Source organism: Yoonia maritima, from assembly GCF_003003285.1.
Classification (GTDB): domain Bacteria; phylum Pseudomonadota; class Alphaproteobacteria; order Rhodobacterales; family Rhodobacteraceae; genus Yoonia; species Yoonia maritima.
The window spans coordinates 22,387-40,382 of record NZ_PVTP01000005.1 but is presented as its reverse complement, the minus strand read 5'-3'; the positions used below and the strand labels follow the sequence as shown (position 1 = coordinate 40,382).

Sequence of the window (17,996 nt, the reverse complement as noted above, 5' to 3'; positions counted from 1 at the left end):
ACGGGGGGCTAAATCAATGGTCGATATCGCAACACGAGTCTGGAACCACAAATGGAAGATCGACCCGATCGTGCGGTCGCTCATCGATACGGATTTCTACAAGCTGCTGATGTGCCAGTCGGTGTTTCGGAACCATCCAAACACCCAAGTCACCTTTTCCCTGATCAACCGGACCAAAACCATCCGGCTGGCCGAACTGATCGACGAAGGCGAACTGCGCGAGCAGCTTGACCACATCCGCTCTCTGCGGCTGACGCGCGGTGAATCCACTTGGCTGCGCGGCAACACCTTCTACGGTAAACGGCAAATGTTCCGGCCTGATTTTATGGAGTGGTTCGAGAACCTCCAACTCCCCCCTTACCACCTCGAGAAAAAGGACGGGCAGTACGAACTCACCTTCGAAGGCTCTTGGCCCGAGGTCATGCTGTGGGAAATCCCCGCGCTTGCGACGATCATGGAACTACGGTCGCGGGCCGTGCTGCGCGACATGGGGCGGTTTGAACTTCAGGTGCTCTACGCCCGCGCCATGACGAAACTGTGGGAAAAGGTCGAACAACTGCGACCAATCGAGGGCCTGAAACTCGCCGACTTCGGTACGCGCCGCCGGCATTCATACCTCTGGCAGGATTGGTGCGTGCAGGCGATGATGGAAGGGCTCGGCAACAGCTTTACCGGCACGTCAAACTGCCGGATCGCCATGATGCGAGAGATCGAGGCCATCGGCACAAACGCCCATGAATTGCCCATGGTCTATGCCGCGCTCGCCGATACAGACGCGCAACTGCTGCAATCGCCCTACGACGTGCTGTCCGACTGGCAAGAAGAGCACGACGGCAACCTACGGATCATCCTGCCCGACACATTCGGAACCAAAGGGTTCCTTGACCGGGCGCCCGATTGGCTCGCGGGCTGGACAGGAATGCGGATCGACAGCGGAGACCCGGCCACCGGGGCCGAAAACGCGATCAACTGGTGGAAATCCCGTGGCGAAGACCCGACGAAAAAGCTCGTCATCTTCTCGGATGGGCTGGACGTGGATAAAATCCTCGAACTGCATAGCCAATTCGCCGGGCGCGTGCGGGTGTCCTTTGGTTGGGGGACAATGATGACCAACGACTTCAAGGGGCTATCCGCAGGCGACGCGCTCGCGCCGTTCAGCCTCGTGTGCAAAGCCGTCGCGGCCAACGGACGCCCCACCGTGAAACTGTCGGACAACCCCAACAAAGCGATGGGACCATCCGAGGAAATCGCACGCTACAAACAGGTATTTGGCGTGGGCGAGCAAGAGCGGGTTGAGGTGGTGGTTTAGGGTGTAGCTCAGCGGTTCTAATTGTTGAAAGAAATATTCAAGTGCGATCGCAGTCCGCGGTGAATGATAATGCGAAGAGAAGGGTCCAATTCAGCGTCATCACGGTAGGACGCCAAGATGCTAAACCCGCCATTGCCGCTCTGGTAATTTAAAATAACACCTGTATCAAAAAGGTCTTTAATGAGTTCGTCAAGCGATGGCACTCTGTTCGAGAGTACATCAAGGTGAGCCAGTAACTCGTTCTTGTCTCTGAAGGCAGGTTTCTTAATTCTCAAGAACAACTCTTTTATTATCTCTTTTGAATACTTCACTTCCAATTCTGCGACAGTATCTTGGAAGCTGACCCTAGAATATTCTTTTAAAAATTTTAGCTGATCATCACCTTTTTCGAAGAGAGATGCCATATTCCCATTTGTGATTTGATAGCACTTCAGCACCCTGATGACATCTCTTGGCCGGTACCAAGTTAAATTTAATAAGTATTGTGGGAAAAGAACGTCTTTCTGTTCAACGACATTGTACACTTTTTCAGGGATTAGAGTGGTTGGTACCTCAGAAAAATCGCCACCGAACTGCATTTTCTTTAACATCAACTCAATTAATGGATTTTCTACCTTAGCATGGTTTGGCCAGCTTAAACTTACGAAATTTGAATCAATAATTTTGCTTAATTCGTTGTCTCGAGAAATAATTTCATTTCGAACTTCTGGCCGAATGGAACAAATGATATGAACATCTATATTATTCATTGAAAAAAAGTCATTAAGCTCGCAAGCTGCTCTGATAATATCCCTTACTAGCGCTAGAAGAGTTTCGTATTCTGACGAATCTGACTTGGTGTGGCTTAGGTTTAATTCATCAAAAAAGAAGTAGTGTTTTACATCTGAATGGCATTGCTTTAACAAATCCAATCCGATGCTATTGAAATCTCGAAGACTCATTGTAGCTCTATCGGGGAAAAGCGAATTTAGCATTTCAGCTAGCTTGCCAGTCATCTTAGGTTTGTCAATTACAAGCCCTTTTCCAACGCCGCTGGTTATGCTTGTTTCGGCGAGGTGAACGCTGGTGGCAAAATCAGTAAAGGTAGATTTTTTGCCGCTATCTGTAATGCGTTTTCCAATTTGTGAAATAACTCGCCGCTTCCATAAATCTCTAAAATCATAAAAGCTACTTATCGAATCAAAGAGCTTAGTCAGGCCCGCGACGTCTTTAAGGTCTAATGCTTGAGTTTGGACGGCTTCTTTTAGATCGTTGCGATTCAAATCATCTGAAAAGTTGTAAAATGTTGATAAGTACCCCTCAGCTTTTTTCATGTGAGCAAGGGCCAAGCAGCAAGACGATTTGCCTGTGCCTTTTCGGCCAACTAGAATATTATTTGCACCGTTCTGTAGGGAGTTCAGTGAGAATAGGCCGGGAGTTATAAAAGAGTTCATGAAAAACTCTGGATTTCTGTTGTACTCGCGCATGCCCGAATAGTCGCCAAAGTTAAAATCACGTATCTTCATTACATTTCCCTACTACTATAGGACGGATGCTATCAGGTAAGATAGCATTGTCACTCCTCAACCTTCCCTCTTAACGCCTTCACCTCACCACGCGCTTTCTTCCCTGCGAGTCTGCGTTTGACGGACCCATAGGTTGGTTTGGTTGCGACGCGGCGTTTGGGTCGCTCGGTTGCTTTTAGGATCAGTTCGGCCAGACGCTCCCGTGCGATTTCGCGGTTGCGGGCTTGGGACCGGGTTTCCTGCACAAAGATCACAATCGCCCCGTCTTTCGTCCACCGTTGCCCCGCCAGCCGCCGCAGTCGGTTTTTCACGGGGTCGGGCAGGTTGGGTGACCGCGCCGCCTCGAACCGCAACTCGACCGCCGTGGATACTTTGTTCACGTTCTGCCCGCCCGGCCCGGACGCGCGCGTAAAGCTTTCGGTCAGTTCCCAATCGGCGATTTCGATCTGATCGTTGACCCGCATGGCCCCTCGCTTGTTCTCAAATTACTTGGCCGTACGCAGTACATACGCTGTCTGTACGCTGTGTGTACGCCAAACATACGCCTAAAAACCAATGAAAAAGGGCTACCCCGGCGTTGGGATAGCCCTTCTCTGATTTTCGGAGGTGGGTCGGTTAGGATCTCCACCTTGTGATCTTCTCAGCCAAGGGCTGCCCTAGCTGCGACCCCCACAAGTTGTCCCGACACACTTCTCCAATACCTCATGATGCACTGGATCACCTCCTTTCAAAAATTTCGCCTAAAGGTAGGTTCGCACAGATTTTGTATATTTCAAGTAAAAATATACCACTGGTCGCGTTTAAGTGTTTTGCCGCGTGATCCGCCCAACAATGATGCGAAATGGCACCAAAGCAACCAAAGCGATAGTCAGCTTCACCCCCCAATCCGCCACAGCCAGTGACACCCAAAGCGGCACAAGCGGCCCAGCATTCAGGAACGGCACAGCGTCCTGCGCCCACATAATCTGATCCGCCGCAGCCGCGCTAAACCCATTGAAAGCCGCCGCAAACGCAATCGAAAAGAAAATAACCGTGTCAAAAGAAGAGCTTACGAGAGTGCTGCCCAGCGGTGCCTTCCACCAAGACCCGTCACGCAGCCGGTTGAACACAGCGATATCCAGCAATTGCGCGATGATGAATGCCGTCGCCGACGCAATCGCGACACGCACCGGAACGGCCGGCCCGAACTCTAACATGATCTGCGATCCGATAAGGCTACAGACGATCCCAACGATCAAACCCACGAACACAACCTTGCGCGCAGCGGACACGCCGTAAACGCGGTTCATCACATCGGTCACAAGGAACGCGAACGGATAAGTGAAAGCACCCCACGTGAGCAGCCCGTCAAGGATCAGGAATTGTACAAGAATGTTGGATGCCACAACAATTGTGGCCATGGCGATAACGCCGGGAAGAATACGTGTCATGTCAGGTTTCCGTTTTGACAAGGGTGCGGCACTTGGCCCCGCGGTTCATCCGGGGACGAAGCGCATTAGCCCTTTGCGCCGTGCCCTGTCAATCGTCGATCCGATATTCCACGATCTCGGTTCGCTGGAACACTCTAAAGTTATCATCTGAAACCATCGTTAGTCTTAGCCCTGTTCCGTCGTCCCAAACGCTAATGCCTTCTAGGTTGTCGTGGGTCATTGTGTGTGTCTGAAGCAGGGTTTTTTCGTTGTTTCCGGTCAGATCAAATCGCCGGACACGGCTTCGGAAACCGATGCCAACAAAGTCGCGTTCAAGGATGTATAGGTTTTCGTCGGGACCAATGTCCGACCCAACAATCAGAAATGCCCCACGCCGCGGGATTTCAAAGGCTTCATCCCAGTTGCCGTCTTTAAGGCGGTAAACCGGAAAAGGGCGGGTCGCGAGCCCGGATCGTTCGGGAATGGTATAGAGCGACCCGTCAGGTCCAATCGCCAGCGATTCAAGTGAAGAGTTGTTTTGCATTGCGTCAAATGCGCTGGCCACGGGCAACAGAGTTGATGCTGACTCGGTGTTCTCAAACGCTCGAACACCGTGGAACCCCTCAAATGAGACATAGATCGTCCCGCCGGGTGCGATGGCAATGCCTTCGCTATCCACTTGGTCCCCAGTCCCGATCATTTCGGTAAAGGTGTAGTCTTCGATCCCCGTAATAACGCCGTCCGCGCGTACAAATGTGCCCGAGACAAATGCGCTGCGGTCGCTAACTGCTGTAAATTGGCTTCCGTCTGGTGATACTTCGATCGCAGACAACCCGCCAAATGACGGGTCATCGACTTTCCAGTGAAAACTATTAATCCAAGTGGTATCTGCCGCAGCAGGTATTGCCCAACCAATCGCCACAAGGGCGTAAATCCAGCCCACTTAGTTCGCGCTCAGCACGCCAACACATTGTCCGGGCAGGTTTGCCATAGTCAGCTCTGCACGCGGAGTGGGTGGAGGAGCATTGGGATCCGGGGGCGGTGGGTTCAGAATATTGTCCACCCAACGTGCAGCATCTGCGCAACCGTCACCAGCTGGCGGAGGAGCCTGATTGGTGCAGCCAGTTGCACCATCTGGGCAGTTCAGTCGCACGTGGAAGTGATAGTGATGCCCCCACCATGGCCGAATTTTGTTTAGCCAGCTGCGATCACCCGTTGCGCTATTACACATGGCGACCTTTGCCCCTGGGAATACAAATATGCGTGCAACACGTGGGTCAGAAGCCGCAGCGCGCAAGATTGCCTCATGCTGGGGCGTCCATTTGTCATTGGTGTATGCCCCGGCGTTCCGCCGCATTGAGATCGATGAAATGCTTTCGCGTTCAGCCGCAGTCAGGTTCAGACGGTCAGGTGGTAGCATCCAGATATCAGCATCAAGCCCGGTTTGGTGGCTCGCGTGTCCTGTCAGCATTGGGCCGCCGCGCGGTTGGCTCATATCGCCGATATATAGACCTTCCCACCCAGCCTGTGTTGCGGCAAAGCGGCTAAGGTCTTGGACGAAATCGACAGTGACGGGCTGTGCCCAGTTGCGGTTTCGCGAAAGGCGCATCGCTTGCCACGTTGGGCCGGTTTCTGGGAGCTGTTCTGCACCGGCCTGGCAGCCACGTGCATATCCCCCGAACGATTGCGAACGTTGGTTCGATCCGGACTGCATTGCCCCAAACAAATGTTTGGCAATACGGCCGTCACCGGCGTTTTGGGATGAAATCGAAACTGTTGGTTCCTCTGGCTGACATGCTGCCAGCCCAAGGACCATACATACTGCTGTGATTATGCGGACCATTCTGCGCGATCTCCGTCTTTGTTAACCCATCGTAGCAACAAAAGCCCCACAATGAATAGTACAATAACGGGAGAAAAACCAATTTGTACGTTACCAGACAGCCATGAAACAAGGCCGATCAGTGCTGGCGCAAGGAACGCAGTCGCCTTGCCGGATAGCGCGAATAGGCCAAATGCCTCGGCGGGACGGTCAGGGTGGCTGTGGCGTACCATAAGAGAACGAGACGCTGCATAAACCGCGCCACCAGCACCACCGATAACCGCACCGCAGACAAAGAAAATGATGTCTGGCAGCGATGATGACGGGTCGAGAGGCACGCCAAAGACGGCCTCACGGGACATCCCGACGATAATACATGACACAGCGATCATGGCCCAAACGGCGGTGATGATCACAGGCTTTGGACCGAATTTTTTGTCAGCGAGCCCGCCAACCCAAGTTGTAATCGCGGCCGCAATCGCCGCAATCACGCCGAATACGCCGATTTGGGTAATTTCCCATCCCAGCACCAATTTGGCGTAAATCCCACCATAAGCATACAGGGCATTCACGGCATCACGGTAAAACATCGAGGCAAGCAGGAAGCTACGGAGGCTTTTGCGTTTGAACACATTTTTTAGGGTCTGCCCCAAGTCGCTTGCCACTGCGCTAAGCCGCACTTTTTCAGGTTTCGGCTGAGGTGCGTCGCGAACCCACAGGAAAAATGGGATCATGAAGATCGCAAACCAAATCGCGATGAACGGACCGACCGCGCGGGTGCCTTCCTTGAGGTCGGGGTTTAGCCCAAACAACGGATCACGCCCAATCAGAGTCTTACCGGTATCACCGTTTTCAGCAAGCAAAAGCAAAATGAGGATCAACGATAGTACGCCGCCCCAATACCCAAATGCAGCCCCGGAGCCAGAAATGCGCCCAACGTCTTCGTCATTTCCAAGGCTGGGCAGGATCGCGTTCACGAAGTTTAAGGCTGATTCAGCAGCGATAAAACCGACAAAGAAAATACCCATATACAGCCAGACAGAGCTGCTATCGGGCATTAGCCCCCAAAGGGCAAATGCGGCGATAATGTATACGACCGAAAACGCTGCGATCCACGGTATTTTTCGCCCTGAATGGTCTGCAAATGCACCAAGGAAAGGTGCCGTGAGCGCGATGAACAACCCGGCAACCATCTGACCTGTCGACCAGATGGACTGGGCCTGCGCGTTTGCAGTGTCTGCGTCTAATCCGCCGCCTTGCAGGTAGTCGGTGGCGACAGACGCAAAGTAAGGTCCGAAAATAAAGGTCAGGCCAAGCGTGTAATAGGGCTGCGAGGCCCAATCAAAAGCCATCCACCCCCAGATGCGTTTCTTTTCGACTGTCATGTGCCTGCCCCTGCGTATTCTTTGCGGCGATAAGACACCGTTACGCAGGGCAAAAGCAAGCGGTTAGGTGCCGCTATCGGTTGGTGGCCAAGGGCGCGTTGCATCCGCGTCGATCCAGTTTTTGATCCACTCAGGCAATTCGGGCGACTTACCTTCATTTCCAAGTGCTGCGAAAACCTGATCCGGGGGTACGATGCCATTCGCGCTGGTGATCGCGGACCGATACATCGCTTGGGTCGCGCATTCGTCGCCGATCCAAATCGATTGGTCGATATACACAAACCGATGGTCCCAGCCCGCTGTTTTGCTGACGATCCGGAACTTTGCAAAAGGCCGAATGCGCTTGCGGTAACGCACAGAAACGCCAGCCATCGTAAGGCCCCAGCTATTCTTTTTTAATACGTCAATTAGACCGACCCGCGTTGCCAATCCTGTGCGCCCAAGGTCAAAGATCGTCAAAATGCGACCGTTGTTCATTTCAAAATATGTATCAATGTCCTGCGGCCAGCAGCGGTGGTACGACACATGTGTATCCAGCGGGTGCAGCTTGGGCGCCTTACGGTTGGTGATCAGTTCTTTTATGACACGAACAACAGGGTACATGAGCGCCTCGAATTATGTTTCGCGTCTGGGATGATCCAGATTGACGTTAGCGTCAACTTTGACCTAAGGGAAACGGCGGCCTTGTAGGATGCTGGTGGAGCGCTTAATTCAGGGCAAACCAATCAAAGGGTCCCTGAGACGATGCTAACTATTATTCAAATTCTACTTTTGCTGATCAGTGTAGTCCGCTTTTTCGTGATCGCGCATTTTATCATGAGCTGGCTGATCCGTTTTGAGGTGCTGAATGTACGTCAAGAATTCGTGGGCCAGGTTTGGTACACGCTTCAACGCATTCTTGAGCCGATCTATAGCCGGGTCCGCCGCTTTATGCCTGATCTTGGTGGCGTCGACTTGTCGCCAATCGTTGTGCTGGTTGGCCTCGAGATTTTGCGCATCTTTCTCTACAATAACGCCGGTGCATTCTTGCACTAGCAATACGCGGGCTTTGGCGCAGTAGTAGACCAAACGCTTGCAATGATAGGGAATTCCTGAACACTATATGTCAAATGCATAGAAGGCGGTGCGGGGCCGCCTGACGAAAGGATTTGATGGATGGGTATTCTCGGGATTTCCAAAAAAGGCGTTGCGCTGGTTTTGACGACGCAGCTTTTGTTTGCGACGCAAACCGCGACGATGGCGCAGGCCGAAATGCTGGCGACTGAAAACGCGATTGATAAATACGCAACGCATGCCGACCGCGGTTATTTGATGGATGCGTTGCAGCGTGACGATGTGCAGGCGGCGATGATCGAAGAAGGCGTTGATCCAGCAGAGGCCGAAGCCCGCCTTGCTGCGCTTTCCGATGCTGAAGTCGAAGCACTTGTCGTGCAAATGCAGAACGACACGGCTGGTGCGGATATTGTCGGGACGTTGTTCACGGTGTTCGTAATCTTGCTCGTCACTGACATCCTTTGCTTTACGCGGATCTTCAACTTTACACGTTGCGTACGCTAAACCGATTAGCCTGTCTGCTAGCGTTTTGCTGGCTGGCAGGTTGCGCGGTCCCAATGGACCCGACCGCCACGTTTCCGGGCGCAGCCACCCGTGCGCACGTCGAAGGCGTACCACGCATTCAGCAAGACGCATTTTTTTGTGGCCCAACCGCAATTGCGATGGTCATGCAGTGGGCGGGTTCTGACATCCAACAGGACCAGATTGCCGAACTCGCGTTTAGCCCTCGCGCTAGGGGCACATATCAAGCAGATATGATTGGGAGCAGTCGCAGGCTCGGTCAGCTTGCCGTCGAGATTTCGACATTTGACCAGTTATTAACCGAAGTAGCCGCTGGTCATCCGGTCATTGTGTTTCAAAATCTTGGTCTCGGGATCGCGCCGGTTTGGCATTACGGCGTTGTGACAGGGTATGATCTTGAACGTGATGCTGTTTACCTGAATTCCGGGCAAGAAGACCAAATGGTTCTTCCCTTTGATCTGTTTCAACGCACTTGGCAGCGCGGTGGAAACTGGGCTTTGGTCGTTCTACCCCCCGATGATTTGCCTGTCAGTGTGGCAGAGACCCGGGTCTTGTCTGCCGCTGCAGCATTAGAGCGTGTTGATCAACTGCGTGCAGCAGAAACGCTGTATCAAACGGGCGCAAAACAATGGCCTGATAGTTGGCTTTGGCAGTTTGGGCTTGGCAATGCACTATACGCTCAAGGGGATTTACGTGGTGCGCGGGCGGCCCTAAGATACGCCCGCGCGATTGCCCCTGATGTTCCCGAAATTCGTAGTAATCTGGCACACGTCGAAGCGGAACTCGGTGGTTAAACGACTAGCTGGAACACGACCCCTGACAAGATGGCGCCAGTGATGCCCAAACCGATGTAGGCTGCAAAGACTTGGCGTCTGACCAGCGACCAAACCGCTGCCATTGCGGGAATAGAGCTAACCCCGCCACCGATTACGAATGCCATGGCTGATCCACTGCTCATGCCTTGTTCCATCAACCCGGCGATCAGAGGAGGGGCAACAAACCCGTTCAGATAGGCAGGCACACCAACCAATGCAGCAATTGCAATAGGCACGACACCTTCACCGCCGACAAGGCCGGCGATCAGGGATGCAGGCACGTAAGTGATCAACAAGGCTTCGAGTGCATATGCGAAGGCCAGCCATTTGAGCAAGAACAGCGCATTGTGGGCAAACTCATGTTTAAATGTTTGGACACGGGTGCTGTCGTTCCAAAACGCCCATATGGGTTTGCCGCTAAACGGGTCAGGACCACAGCCGCAACGCGACACGGGTGATGCGCGCAAAGGTGCAGACAAGAACCCACGTGATTGCAGCAGTTTGATGGCGAACCCGCCCATCAGCCCAAGGCCAACAGCGGCAAAGGCCTTGGCAACAGCAAATGGCCACCCCAGCGCACCTGCGGTAATCAGAAGTGTCGGCGGGTCGATCAAAGGCGACGCCAGCCAGAACGCCATTACAGGGGCAAGTGGGGTGCCAAGCGCAAGTAGGCCCGCGATAAACGGAATGACTTCGCATGAGCAAAACGGTGCCAGCCCGCCAAATAAGGCGGCGAGGACAATCATCCGCGTTTCGCGCCCTTTGAATATGCCTGCGATGACCGATTCCGCGCCTGCCGCCTTGAGGCTCGCAATCATGATCACGGCAAAAACGATGTAGGGTAATGTACCTAAAAGTGCGCGTATCGCGAATTCTATGACCGGGACGGTATTTGGTTGATCAAGGATCGCAACCACCACCGGAACAAGCAGGGTTAGCGTCCATGGAGATTTGAGCCGTTTGAGATAATCGGCGATGCGCGGTGCTGATGTTGTGTTGATCTGTGTCATGACTGCGGCCCTGGTTCAGAGCAGCATTCCTCAAGAATAAATGCTGCAAGGTTTTCTAAGTGATCAAAATTGGCGCGGTTCACGATTGCGCGCCCCTTCTTTTCCTGAAGGATCAGTTGCGCGGTGCTGAGAAATTTCAGATGGTGCGCGAGCGTCGATGCCGGGATGCCAGTGCGTTGCTGGATGTCCCCAACCAGCAGCCCGTTTTTGCCTGCTTTCACAAGGGTCTGGAACACTTCGATACGGGATTCTGATCCAAGTGCGGAAAATCCCTGTGCCGCTGTAACATTGTCCATTTTTGATGCCCTGAATAATGATTCGATATAACTAGAAATATAGAAATAATAAATCGAGTCAACTATTGTGTCGTTTTTGGACAATTCGACCTACGACCATCGACGTACTTTCGCGTAACAGCGGCAAATGCTTTAGTATGGTCGAAAGCGGCGGAGAAATCAGATGTCAGAACCCATCACGTTTACTTTGGACGGCAAAGAAGTCACCGCGCAGCCCGGTGAAACGATCTGGGAGGTCGCGAACGGTCGCGGCCTAAAGATCCCGCATCTGTGCCACAAACCAGCGCCCGGTTATCGGTCTGACGGAAACTGCCGTGCGTGCATGGTGTCGATTGATGGCGAACGCACGTTGGCTGCCTCGTGTATTCGTGAACCCGCCGAAGGTATGGTCGTGACGACCGACCAACCGCGCGAGGTGCAGGCACGTAAAATGGTGATGGAACTGCTTGTCGCAGATCAGCCAGAGCAACCGGTCGCCCATGACAAATCCAGCCATTTGTGGGATATGGCTGCCGCCCAAGGCGTTGAAAGTAGTCGTTTTCCAACAATGGACGCCGATCACATTCCGCTGCTCGACGATAGCCATGTCGCGATGTCGGTGAACCTAGATGCTTGTATTCAATGCGGTCTTTGCGTTCGGGCCTGCCGTGAGGTGCAGGTGAATGACGTGATCGGGATGGCCGGGCGCGGGCATGACGCTTATCCGGTGTTCGATATGTCTGACCCAATGGGTGCGTCGTCATGTGTGGCGTGCGGTGAATGCGTGCAGGCCTGCCCGACCGGGGCACTACTGCCTGCAACGGTCACTGATGAAAACCAGATTGGCGACACTGCGGATTATGATCGCGAAGTCAAAAGCGTTTGCCCGTTTTGCGGTGTGGGTTGTCAGGTTTCGCTCAAGGTCAAAGACAATAAGGTCAAATTCGTTGAGGGTATCAACGGCCCAGCGAATGAGGGGCGTTTGTGCGTCAAAGGCCGGTTCGGGTTCGATTACATCCACCATGAACATCGCCTGACAAAACCGCTGATCCGCCGTAAAGACGCGCCGGCCAAGGGGTTAAACGTTGATCCCGGAAACTGGCAGGCCCATTTCAGAGAGGCGACTTGGGACGAGGCGCTGGATGCAGCGGCTAAGGGCCTCAAAGACATTGGCGGAACGGGCGTCGCCGGCTTTGGCTCAGCGAAATGCACGAATGAAGAGGCATATCTATTTCAAAAGCTAATCCGTCAGGGCTTTGGTCATAACAACGTCGACCACTGCACGCGGCTTTGCCACGCGTCATCGGTCGCTGCGCTGATGGAAAACGTGGGGTCGGGTGCCGTCACCGCGACCTTTAACGAGATTGAAAATGCCGACGTGGCAATCGTGATTGGCGCGAACCCAATCGAAAACCACCCAGTTGCGGCAACCTATTTCAAACAGTTCACCAAACGTGGTGGCAAGCTGATTGTGATGGACCCCCGTGGGCAGGCGCTAAAGCGGTTTGCGTCGCATATGCTTCAATTCCGGCCCGGTGCAGATGTCTCGATGCTGAACGCGATCATGCATGTGATCGTCGAAGAACGCCTTTATGATCAGCAATATATCGAAGCCTACACCGAGAACTGGGAAGCCGAGAAAGCGCATCTGGCAGAGTTTTCACCGGAAAAGATGGAAGGTATTTGCGGCATTCCCGCTGACGTTTTGCGCGATGTTGCCCGGACGTTTGCCGGTGCGCAGTCGGCGATGATTTTCTGGGGAATGGGTGTCAGCCAACACATTCATGGCACCGATAATTCACGTTGCTTGATCAGCCTTGCGCTAATGACCGGGCAGGTTGGTCGGCCGGGTGCGGGGCTTCACCCGTTGCGTGGGCAGAACAACGTGCAGGGGGCGTCTGACGCTGGTTTGATCCCGATGTTCTTACCCGACTACAAACCTGTCGGTGACGATGGTGTACGCAGCGCGTTCCAACAGGTCTGGAAAGACGAAGGTGTGAACCCTGAAAAGGGGCTGACTGTCACGGAAATTCTTGATGCCGTTCACACCGGCGATATTCGGGGCATGTATATTTCGGGCGAAAACCCGGCGATGTCTGACCCTGATGTCGATCATGCGCGTGACGCTTTGGCTAAACTGGATCACCTTGTCGTGCAGGATATCTTCCTTACTGAAACGGCCAATTTTGCTGATGTCATCCTGCCCGCTAGCGCCTTTGCGGAAAAGACTGGGACCGTCACGAATACCAATCGTCAGGTGCAAATGGGCCGCCCTGCTGTGCCGCCGCCGGGTGATGCACGCGAAGACTGGTGGATCACGGTTGAGCTAGCAAAACAGCTTGGTTTGGCATGGGAATACGCTCATCCACGCGAGGTGTTCGCGGAAATGACGATGGTGATGGAGTCGTTTGATAACATCACTTGGGATCGACTAGAGACAGAGAATGCGGTGACCTACCCATCGCTGTCGCCCACGGATCCCGGGCAGGCCATTGTGTTCGCAGATGGATTCCCACGCGAAAATGGACGCGCGAAGTTCACGCCTGCCAATGTTATCGCACCCGATGAAACGCCTGACGCGGAATACCCAATGATCATGACGACGGGCCGTCAGCTAGAGCATTGGCACACCGGGTCGATGACTCGCCGATCCAAAGTACTGGACGCGGTCGAACCCGAAGCAAACTGTTCACTGCATCCGTCAACGCTGCGGCAGCTTGGGGCGGCGCCCGGTGATATGATCAGGCTGACCACACGGCGCGGCAGTATCGACATTATGGCGCGTGCTGATCGCGCTGTATCGCCCGATATGGTGTTTGTTCCCTTTGCCTATGTCGAAGCGGCAGCGAACACGTTGACCAATCCGGCGATAGACCCATATGGCAAAATTCCTGAATTCAAATTCGCAGCTGTGCGGATTGAAAAGATTGGGTCTGAAATCGCCGCTGAATAGGGGTTTGCGGTCGCGCTATTGAATAGCAGCCCCATCCGCGCAACCTTTTGAGTGACAAGGCGTTAGTGTCAGAACTAATGCGACGTGAACTTTGGAGGAAACGCGCGATGCGTAAACTAAGTCTGATTGCGGCCCTTTCGGCCTTTGCCCTTCCTGTATTTGCAGAGGATGCTGCGCTGTTGATGGGGGTGGAACGCTATCAGAATTTGCGGCGTGTCTCTAATGCGACCGATGTTCTTGATGGCGCGCAAAGCCTGCGTGAGGCGGGGTATGACGTTAGCACGTTATCGAATGGGTCGTCGGGCGATATGGCGCGACTATTGGATCGTCTGGCTGAAAACGCTACGGATGCTGACCGCTTGGTTGTCGGATTGTCAGGGCGATTTGTGACTGATGGCGAACGAAGCTGGCTGTTGGCAGCTGATGCAGAATCGCCAACATATTTTGGACTGGCAAATGCCGTTTCAATCGACAGCGTGCTGGATGTTCTTGCTAAAACGCCGGGACAGGCGGTGTTGATCCTTGGCTACGACTTAGACGCTGATAGTATGATCGGGTCATACTTGCGTGAAGGCATGGGTGATTTGGACATCCCGCAAGGGGTTACGGTTTTATACGGAGAGCCAAATGCGACTGACACTGTCGTCGTGGATGCCATTGCCATGCCGGGTGCAGATATTATGGCGTTTGTTCAGGATGTGCGTTGGTTAACTGCGGACGGCTTTCAGCCAAACCGTTTGGTAATGCAAACCGAGAATGAAGAGGGGGCCGCAGCACCTGCGGTTGAGGCCACCTTGCAGTTTTGGACTGATGCCCAGCAGGCCGATACGGCTGATGCATATCGTGATTTCGCTTTGACCTATCCCGATAGCCGTTACGCTGACGAAGCACGGCGACGTCTGGACGAAATCGAAAACGACCCAGTTCGGCTTGCCGAAAATGCTGAAGATGATTTGTCGCTTTCGCGTAATGGCCGCCGCGATATCCAGCGTGATCTGACTTTGCTAGACTACGATACGCGCGGCGTTGACGGGATATTTGGCCCGGGCAGCCGCCGGGCGATCCGGAATTGGCAGCAGTCCAACGGATTTGCACAAACGTCATTTCTGACTGCGGAGCAAATTAACCGGATTGACGCGCAGGCCAGTCGTCGCCAAGCCGAAATCGAGGCAGAGGAAGAACGTGCACGTGAGGAAACAGAGCGTCTTGATCGTGCGTATTGGGAAGAAACGGGCGCGCGTGGCGATCTGGCTGGATACCGTGCCTATTTGAACCGGTACCCAGAAGGGATGTTTGCCGATGAAGCAAAGGATGGGCTTTCTGAAGACGAGGTCGATCAAAATGCGGCTGCTGCGGACATCGAGGCAGGATTGAACATTAACCCAGTTCTTGCACGCTTAATCGAAAGTCGCCTTGCGCAAATGGGGTTCAACCCTGGGCGCGTTGACGGCCGCTTCGATAGTGATACGCGTGGCGCGATTAGTCGGTACCAGACGAGAAGCGGAACAGCCGCGACTGGCTACCTAAATGAGCCAACGCTGGCGCGTTTGCTGGCTGATACATTTGGCCGATAATAAAAAGTGGCCGTCCGGCAGGTGCCGACGGCCACTTTCGCAACATATATGTCGTTTATTGCGCGCGTACGTAACGTTCGGCCAATAGACGGATCAGTCCGTTGTTGCTGTCGTACTGTCTTACGCCAATAATATAGATTCCGGACTGAACGCGAGCCATCACCATGCTGTCCAAACCGTCACCATAATCGTCATTCTGGCCGATTTCACGACCAAGGTCGTCATACACGACAAGCCATGGATCACTGTTCCCACCGCCAATAGCTTCGACCACTAGCAGGCTGTTATCTTCAACTTCGATAGTGAACCATTTTACATCGTCCGTCGCTTGTACGTCTTGGCGTATGCGCGATTCTAGAATGCCAAGATCGGAGACCTCAACGCTTCCGTCTAGGGGCGGGGCTGCTTCGCCACGCGCATAAAGCGATTGCAGCGCTGCTTCGGCATCGTATTCTGAGACGCTGATAGTAATCGGTTGTGTGTCATCGCTTAGTGCGGACACCGCGATGCAATATGTACCAGCATCCAGTGTGTCAGTGACATCGATCCGAGAATTATATCCGTCGAAATCATCGTTTTCATCGATGTACATGTCGTTCGGGCCGTAAAGCGTGATCACTGGATCAGCAGATTCGTTTTCTGCAGTGACGCTGACCTGCGCAGGTGCATCCAGAGTAAAACTCCAGTGAGAGCTATCGGCCGCGGATCCAGATACCGTGCTACCAAGACCACCCATTGGGGTCGCTGCTTCGCATCCGCCTGAATCGCGTGCGCTGCTGGTTTCCATTGCGCCCTCAGTTAGGGGTTCATGTTCTTGCCGACCAACGCGGACAAATGCGGTCATTGGACCGCCATCATAGCTGCGCAGTGACATACAGTATGTTCCGGGGTTCAGGAACGTTTCAGCGCGCGACGCGCCATTGCCACCTGAATCATCATCGGACGTAACAATGCTGCCGGTGCTATCAAGCACGTCGATCACAGTGTCGCCCGCGCCGCGACCTGCGGCCTCGATCCGTACGTCAGTGCCTTCGCTAACTGAAAACAAGGAAACATAATCATTTCCGCCTAGAACAAGCGCCATTTGTTCTTGGTAGGTGTCAGCAGTTGTGATGTCAGATGACGCTTCGTCTCCGCCAATCCACTGACCACCTGCGCCTAGACCACCACAAATTGCGTCTTGGGCATAGGCAGGTGCCGCGAGCCCAAGCATCGCAACAGCAAGTGCACTTGATCTAATATTCAGAAAATGCATGAAAATGTTCCTTAGTCGTTTTTAAAACCGTTCTGCGGGCACGATACGCGGAATGCGGACCATGTGACTAGACTAAACGATAAAAAGTGAGGAAACCCTGACCTTCGATCAGCGGTCTCTTGCTATTGCTGTTAGCGGGACCAAACCGGCGCCGGCCTAATCGGTCATAGATATCGTACGCGGGAATAGTCCCCACCGCGTTCCATGACCGGTCACTAAAACGAAATCCTCTTTGGAGACACCGAGTTGAAATGCTTGGGACGTACCGCACACCAAATTGAACAAAAATGGTGCCTCAGTTAGCTTAATCGGTCGTCGGCATTTGTAACTTCCTGACTGCGATGCGTCCGCAACAGTATATGTTAAGGAACTTTGCGAACCTGCGACGATCGCTACCAGCATTGGTCCCGTTGCGGCAATGGCTGAAGCACCGACCGCTGGTGAGAACAAGAACACCGCCACCAAATACATCCCAACAATCTTGATCATGCCGCCTTCAGGTTTTTGTTTTTTGTGGCCGATCCTAAGCAACACGAGCATCAAAGCTGCGGTTCCAAACGCAGCAAGGGCCGCGATGAGCCGCGTGTTCTGAACCCATTCGGGACTTGGCAGAAAACGAAACCCAAATGCTAAGGCGAGTATTGGAAGGCATCCTAGAAAGAACCAAGTCAGAATGAGAATGGTGATCCATTTTGGTGGCTTATAATCTGCGTTGTTTGGCATGCATGGTTCTCAAATGTGTAGACAAAGAAAAAGGCCGCGTCCTTGCGGATGCGACCTTTTTACCATTTGCTTTTAGCAGGTTTTAGCCCTGACGGGCTTTGAACCGGCGTTGCGTCTTGTTGATAACATAGACGCGGCCCTTACGGCGCACGATGCGGCAATCGCGGTGGCGCTGCTTGAGCGAGCGGAGGGAGTTACGTACCTTCATGGTCGTGTCCTTCATGTCGCGGCGCGCGGATTGCGCCTTGGGTTGCAATATGGCCCAGAATGGACCAGTGAATTCATGGTGGACGATACTGGGATCGAACCAGTGACCCCTTCGATGTCAACGAAGTGCTCTACCGCTGAGCTAATCATCCATTTTCCAACGTGTTTGCATCTGTCCT

The 17,996-nt window shown here is 53.4% G+C and carries 18 protein-coding genes and 1 tRNA gene; 6 read left to right on the top strand and 13 right to left on the bottom strand.

Annotated elements, in window-relative coordinates; genetic code table 11:
• The first annotated feature begins 16 nt into the window (after nucleotides 1–16).
• Nucleotides 17–1,309: a nicotinate phosphoribosyltransferase gene (gene pncB, locus CLV80_RS08715; protein ID WP_106357051.1), complete on the top strand. Its 1,293-nt coding sequence runs from the start codon at nucleotides 17–19 to the stop codon at nucleotides 1,307–1,309.
• 17 nt (nucleotides 1,310–1,326) lie between these two features.
• Here the strand turns inward: pncB and CLV80_RS08710 are convergent, their stop codons facing one another.
• From CLV80_RS08710 to CLV80_RS08680, 7 genes are all read right to left on the bottom strand, one after another.
• Nucleotides 1,327–2,814 (bottom strand): P-loop ATPase, Sll1717 family, encoded by a 1,488-nt coding sequence (locus CLV80_RS08710; protein ID WP_106357049.1) that lies wholly within the window; start codon nucleotides 2,812–2,814, stop codon nucleotides 1,327–1,329.
• A 50-nt stretch (nucleotides 2,815–2,864) separates the two neighbouring features.
• Nucleotides 2,865–3,278: an alternative ribosome rescue aminoacyl-tRNA hydrolase ArfB gene (arfB, locus tag CLV80_RS08705; RefSeq protein WP_106357044.1), complete on the bottom strand. Its 414-nt coding sequence runs from the start codon at nucleotides 3,276–3,278 to the stop codon at nucleotides 2,865–2,867.
• A gap of 336 nt (nucleotides 3,279–3,614) precedes the next feature.
• Nucleotides 3,615–4,244, bottom strand: a complete 630-nt coding sequence (locus CLV80_RS08700; RefSeq protein WP_106357042.1) for a queuosine precursor transporter — start codon at nucleotides 4,242–4,244, stop codon at nucleotides 3,615–3,617.
• Nucleotides 4,245–4,332: 88 nt separating this feature from the next.
• Nucleotides 4,333–5,166, bottom strand: a complete 834-nt coding sequence (locus CLV80_RS08695; RefSeq protein WP_106357040.1) for an esterase-like activity of phytase family protein — start codon at nucleotides 5,164–5,166, stop codon at nucleotides 4,333–4,335.
• Entirely contained in the window at nucleotides 5,167–6,066 is a 900-nt protein-coding gene (gene mepA, locus CLV80_RS08690; RefSeq protein WP_106357038.1) for a penicillin-insensitive murein endopeptidase, read from the bottom strand.
• Nucleotides 6,054–7,430, bottom strand: a complete 1,377-nt coding sequence (locus tag CLV80_RS08685) for an MFS transporter (protein WP_106357036.1) — start codon at nucleotides 7,428–7,430, stop codon at nucleotides 6,054–6,056. Before CLV80_RS08685 ends, mepA begins: the two co-directional genes overlap by 13 nt.
• A 63-nt stretch (nucleotides 7,431–7,493) precedes the next feature.
• A complete protein-coding gene (locus CLV80_RS08680; RefSeq protein WP_106357034.1) occupies nucleotides 7,494–8,033 on the bottom strand; it encodes an acyl-CoA thioesterase in 540 nt (179 codons plus the stop codon).
• 141 nt (nucleotides 8,034–8,174) lie between these two features.
• Between CLV80_RS08680 and CLV80_RS08675 the strand changes: the two genes are divergently transcribed.
• The 3 genes from CLV80_RS08675 (at nucleotide 8,175) to CLV80_RS08665 (ending at nucleotide 9,799) form a co-directional block, all read left to right on the top strand.
• The gene (locus CLV80_RS08675) at nucleotides 8,175–8,465 is read left to right on the top strand and encodes a YggT family protein (protein WP_106357032.1); all 291 of its coding nucleotides are present in this window, start codon (nucleotides 8,175–8,177) and stop codon (nucleotides 8,463–8,465) included.
• A 120-nt stretch (nucleotides 8,466–8,585) separates the two neighbouring features.
• Nucleotides 8,586–8,987 (top strand): PA2779 family protein, encoded by a 402-nt coding sequence (locus CLV80_RS08670; RefSeq protein WP_106357029.1) that lies wholly within the window; start codon nucleotides 8,586–8,588, stop codon nucleotides 8,985–8,987.
• Between the two features lie 53 nt (nucleotides 8,988–9,040).
• Nucleotides 9,041–9,799, top strand: coding sequence for a PA2778 family cysteine peptidase (locus CLV80_RS08665; protein ID WP_243394477.1), 759 nt, complete (start codon nucleotides 9,041–9,043; stop codon nucleotides 9,797–9,799).
• Here the strand turns inward: CLV80_RS08665 and CLV80_RS08660 are convergent.
• Nucleotides 9,796–10,830, bottom strand: coding sequence for a permease (locus CLV80_RS08660; protein ID WP_106357027.1), 1,035 nt, complete (start codon nucleotides 10,828–10,830; stop codon nucleotides 9,796–9,798). The two genes, CLV80_RS08665 and CLV80_RS08660, sit on opposite strands and share 4 nt — an antisense overlap.
• On the bottom strand, nucleotides 10,827–11,126 hold the full coding sequence (locus CLV80_RS08655; protein ID WP_106357025.1) for an ArsR/SmtB family transcription factor: 300 nt from the start codon (nucleotides 11,124–11,126) through the stop codon (nucleotides 10,827–10,829). The genes CLV80_RS08660 and CLV80_RS08655 overlap by 4 nt, the downstream gene beginning before the upstream one ends.
• A gap of 163 nt (nucleotides 11,127–11,289) precedes the next feature.
• Here CLV80_RS08655 and fdhF point away from each other — a divergent pair, with 163 nt between their 5' ends.
• Both fdhF and CLV80_RS08645 read left to right on the top strand, forming a co-directional pair.
• Nucleotides 11,290–14,058: a formate dehydrogenase subunit alpha gene (gene fdhF, locus CLV80_RS08650; protein WP_106357023.1), complete on the top strand. Its 2,769-nt coding sequence runs from the start codon at nucleotides 11,290–11,292 to the stop codon at nucleotides 14,056–14,058.
• Between the two features lie 107 nt (nucleotides 14,059–14,165).
• Nucleotides 14,166–15,632, top strand: a complete 1,467-nt coding sequence (locus CLV80_RS08645; RefSeq protein ID WP_106357020.1) for a peptidoglycan-binding domain-containing protein — start codon at nucleotides 14,166–14,168, stop codon at nucleotides 15,630–15,632.
• Between the two features lie 55 nt (nucleotides 15,633–15,687).
• Here CLV80_RS08645 and CLV80_RS08640 read toward each other — a convergent pair whose 3' ends face one another.
• The 4 genes from CLV80_RS08640 to CLV80_RS08625 form a co-directional block, all read right to left on the bottom strand.
• Nucleotides 15,688–16,887: an ABC transporter substrate-binding protein gene (locus CLV80_RS08640; protein ID WP_243394476.1), complete on the bottom strand. Its 1,200-nt coding sequence runs from the start codon at nucleotides 16,885–16,887 to the stop codon at nucleotides 15,688–15,690.
• Between the two features lie 156 nt (nucleotides 16,888–17,043).
• The gene (locus tag CLV80_RS08635) at nucleotides 17,044–17,610 is read right to left on the bottom strand and encodes a hypothetical protein (protein ID WP_106357018.1); all 567 of its coding nucleotides are present in this window, start codon (nucleotides 17,608–17,610) and stop codon (nucleotides 17,044–17,046) included.
• Nucleotides 17,611–17,692: 82 nt separating this feature from the next.
• The gene (gene ykgO / locus CLV80_RS08630; RefSeq protein ID WP_008231708.1) at nucleotides 17,693–17,818 is read right to left on the bottom strand and encodes a type B 50S ribosomal protein L36; all 126 of its coding nucleotides are present in this window, start codon (nucleotides 17,816–17,818) and stop codon (nucleotides 17,693–17,695) included.
• Nucleotides 17,819–17,894: 76 nt separating this feature from the next.
• Nucleotides 17,895–17,969 (bottom strand) — tRNA-Val (locus tag CLV80_RS08625).
• Nucleotides 17,970–17,996 lie beyond the last annotated feature (27 nt).

Bases quoted from the DNA above. Each gene is read 5' to 3' on its own strand.
- CLV80_RS08655 (WP_106357025.1), bottom strand. From the start codon at position 11,126: ATGGACAATGTTACAGCGGCACAGGGATTTTCCGCACTTGGATCAGAA.
- CLV80_RS08660 (WP_106357027.1), bottom strand. From the start codon at position 10,830: ATGACACAGATCAACACAACATCAGCACCGCGCATCGCCGATTATCTC.
- CLV80_RS08685 (WP_106357036.1), bottom strand. From the start codon at position 7,430: ATGACAGTCGAAAAGAAACGCATCTGGGGGTGGATGGCTTTTGATTGG.
- CLV80_RS08680 (WP_106357034.1), bottom strand. From the start codon at position 8,033: ATGTACCCTGTTGTTCGTGTCATAAAAGAACTGATCACCAACCGTAAG.
- pncB (WP_106357051.1), top strand. From the start codon at position 17: ATGGTCGATATCGCAACACGAGTCTGGAACCACAAATGGAAGATCGAC.
- CLV80_RS08665 (WP_243394477.1), top strand. From the start codon at position 9,041: ATGGACCCGACCGCCACGTTTCCGGGCGCAGCCACCCGTGCGCACGTC.
- CLV80_RS08635 (WP_106357018.1), bottom strand. From the start codon at position 17,610: ATGCCAAACAACGCAGATTATAAGCCACCAAAATGGATCACCATTCTC.
- CLV80_RS08670 (WP_106357029.1), top strand. From the start codon at position 8,586: ATGGGTATTCTCGGGATTTCCAAAAAAGGCGTTGCGCTGGTTTTGACG.
- fdhF (WP_106357023.1), top strand. From the start codon at position 11,290: ATGTCAGAACCCATCACGTTTACTTTGGACGGCAAAGAAGTCACCGCG.
- mepA (WP_106357038.1), bottom strand. From the start codon at position 6,066: ATGGTCCGCATAATCACAGCAGTATGTATGGTCCTTGGGCTGGCAGCA.
- CLV80_RS08710 (WP_106357049.1), bottom strand. From the start codon at position 2,814: ATGAAGATACGTGATTTTAACTTTGGCGACTATTCGGGCATGCGCGAG.
- ykgO (WP_008231708.1), bottom strand. From the start codon at position 17,818: ATGAAGGTACGTAACTCCCTCCGCTCGCTCAAGCAGCGCCACCGCGAT.
- CLV80_RS08640 (WP_243394476.1), bottom strand. From the start codon at position 16,887: ATGCATTTTCTGAATATTAGATCAAGTGCACTTGCTGTTGCGATGCTT.
- CLV80_RS08700 (WP_106357042.1), bottom strand. From the start codon at position 4,244: ATGACACGTATTCTTCCCGGCGTTATCGCCATGGCCACAATTGTTGTG.
- arfB (WP_106357044.1), bottom strand. From the start codon at position 3,278: ATGCGGGTCAACGATCAGATCGAAATCGCCGATTGGGAACTGACCGAA.
- CLV80_RS08645 (WP_106357020.1), top strand. From the start codon at position 14,166: ATGCGTAAACTAAGTCTGATTGCGGCCCTTTCGGCCTTTGCCCTTCCT.
- CLV80_RS08675 (WP_106357032.1), top strand. From the start codon at position 8,175: ATGCTAACTATTATTCAAATTCTACTTTTGCTGATCAGTGTAGTCCGC.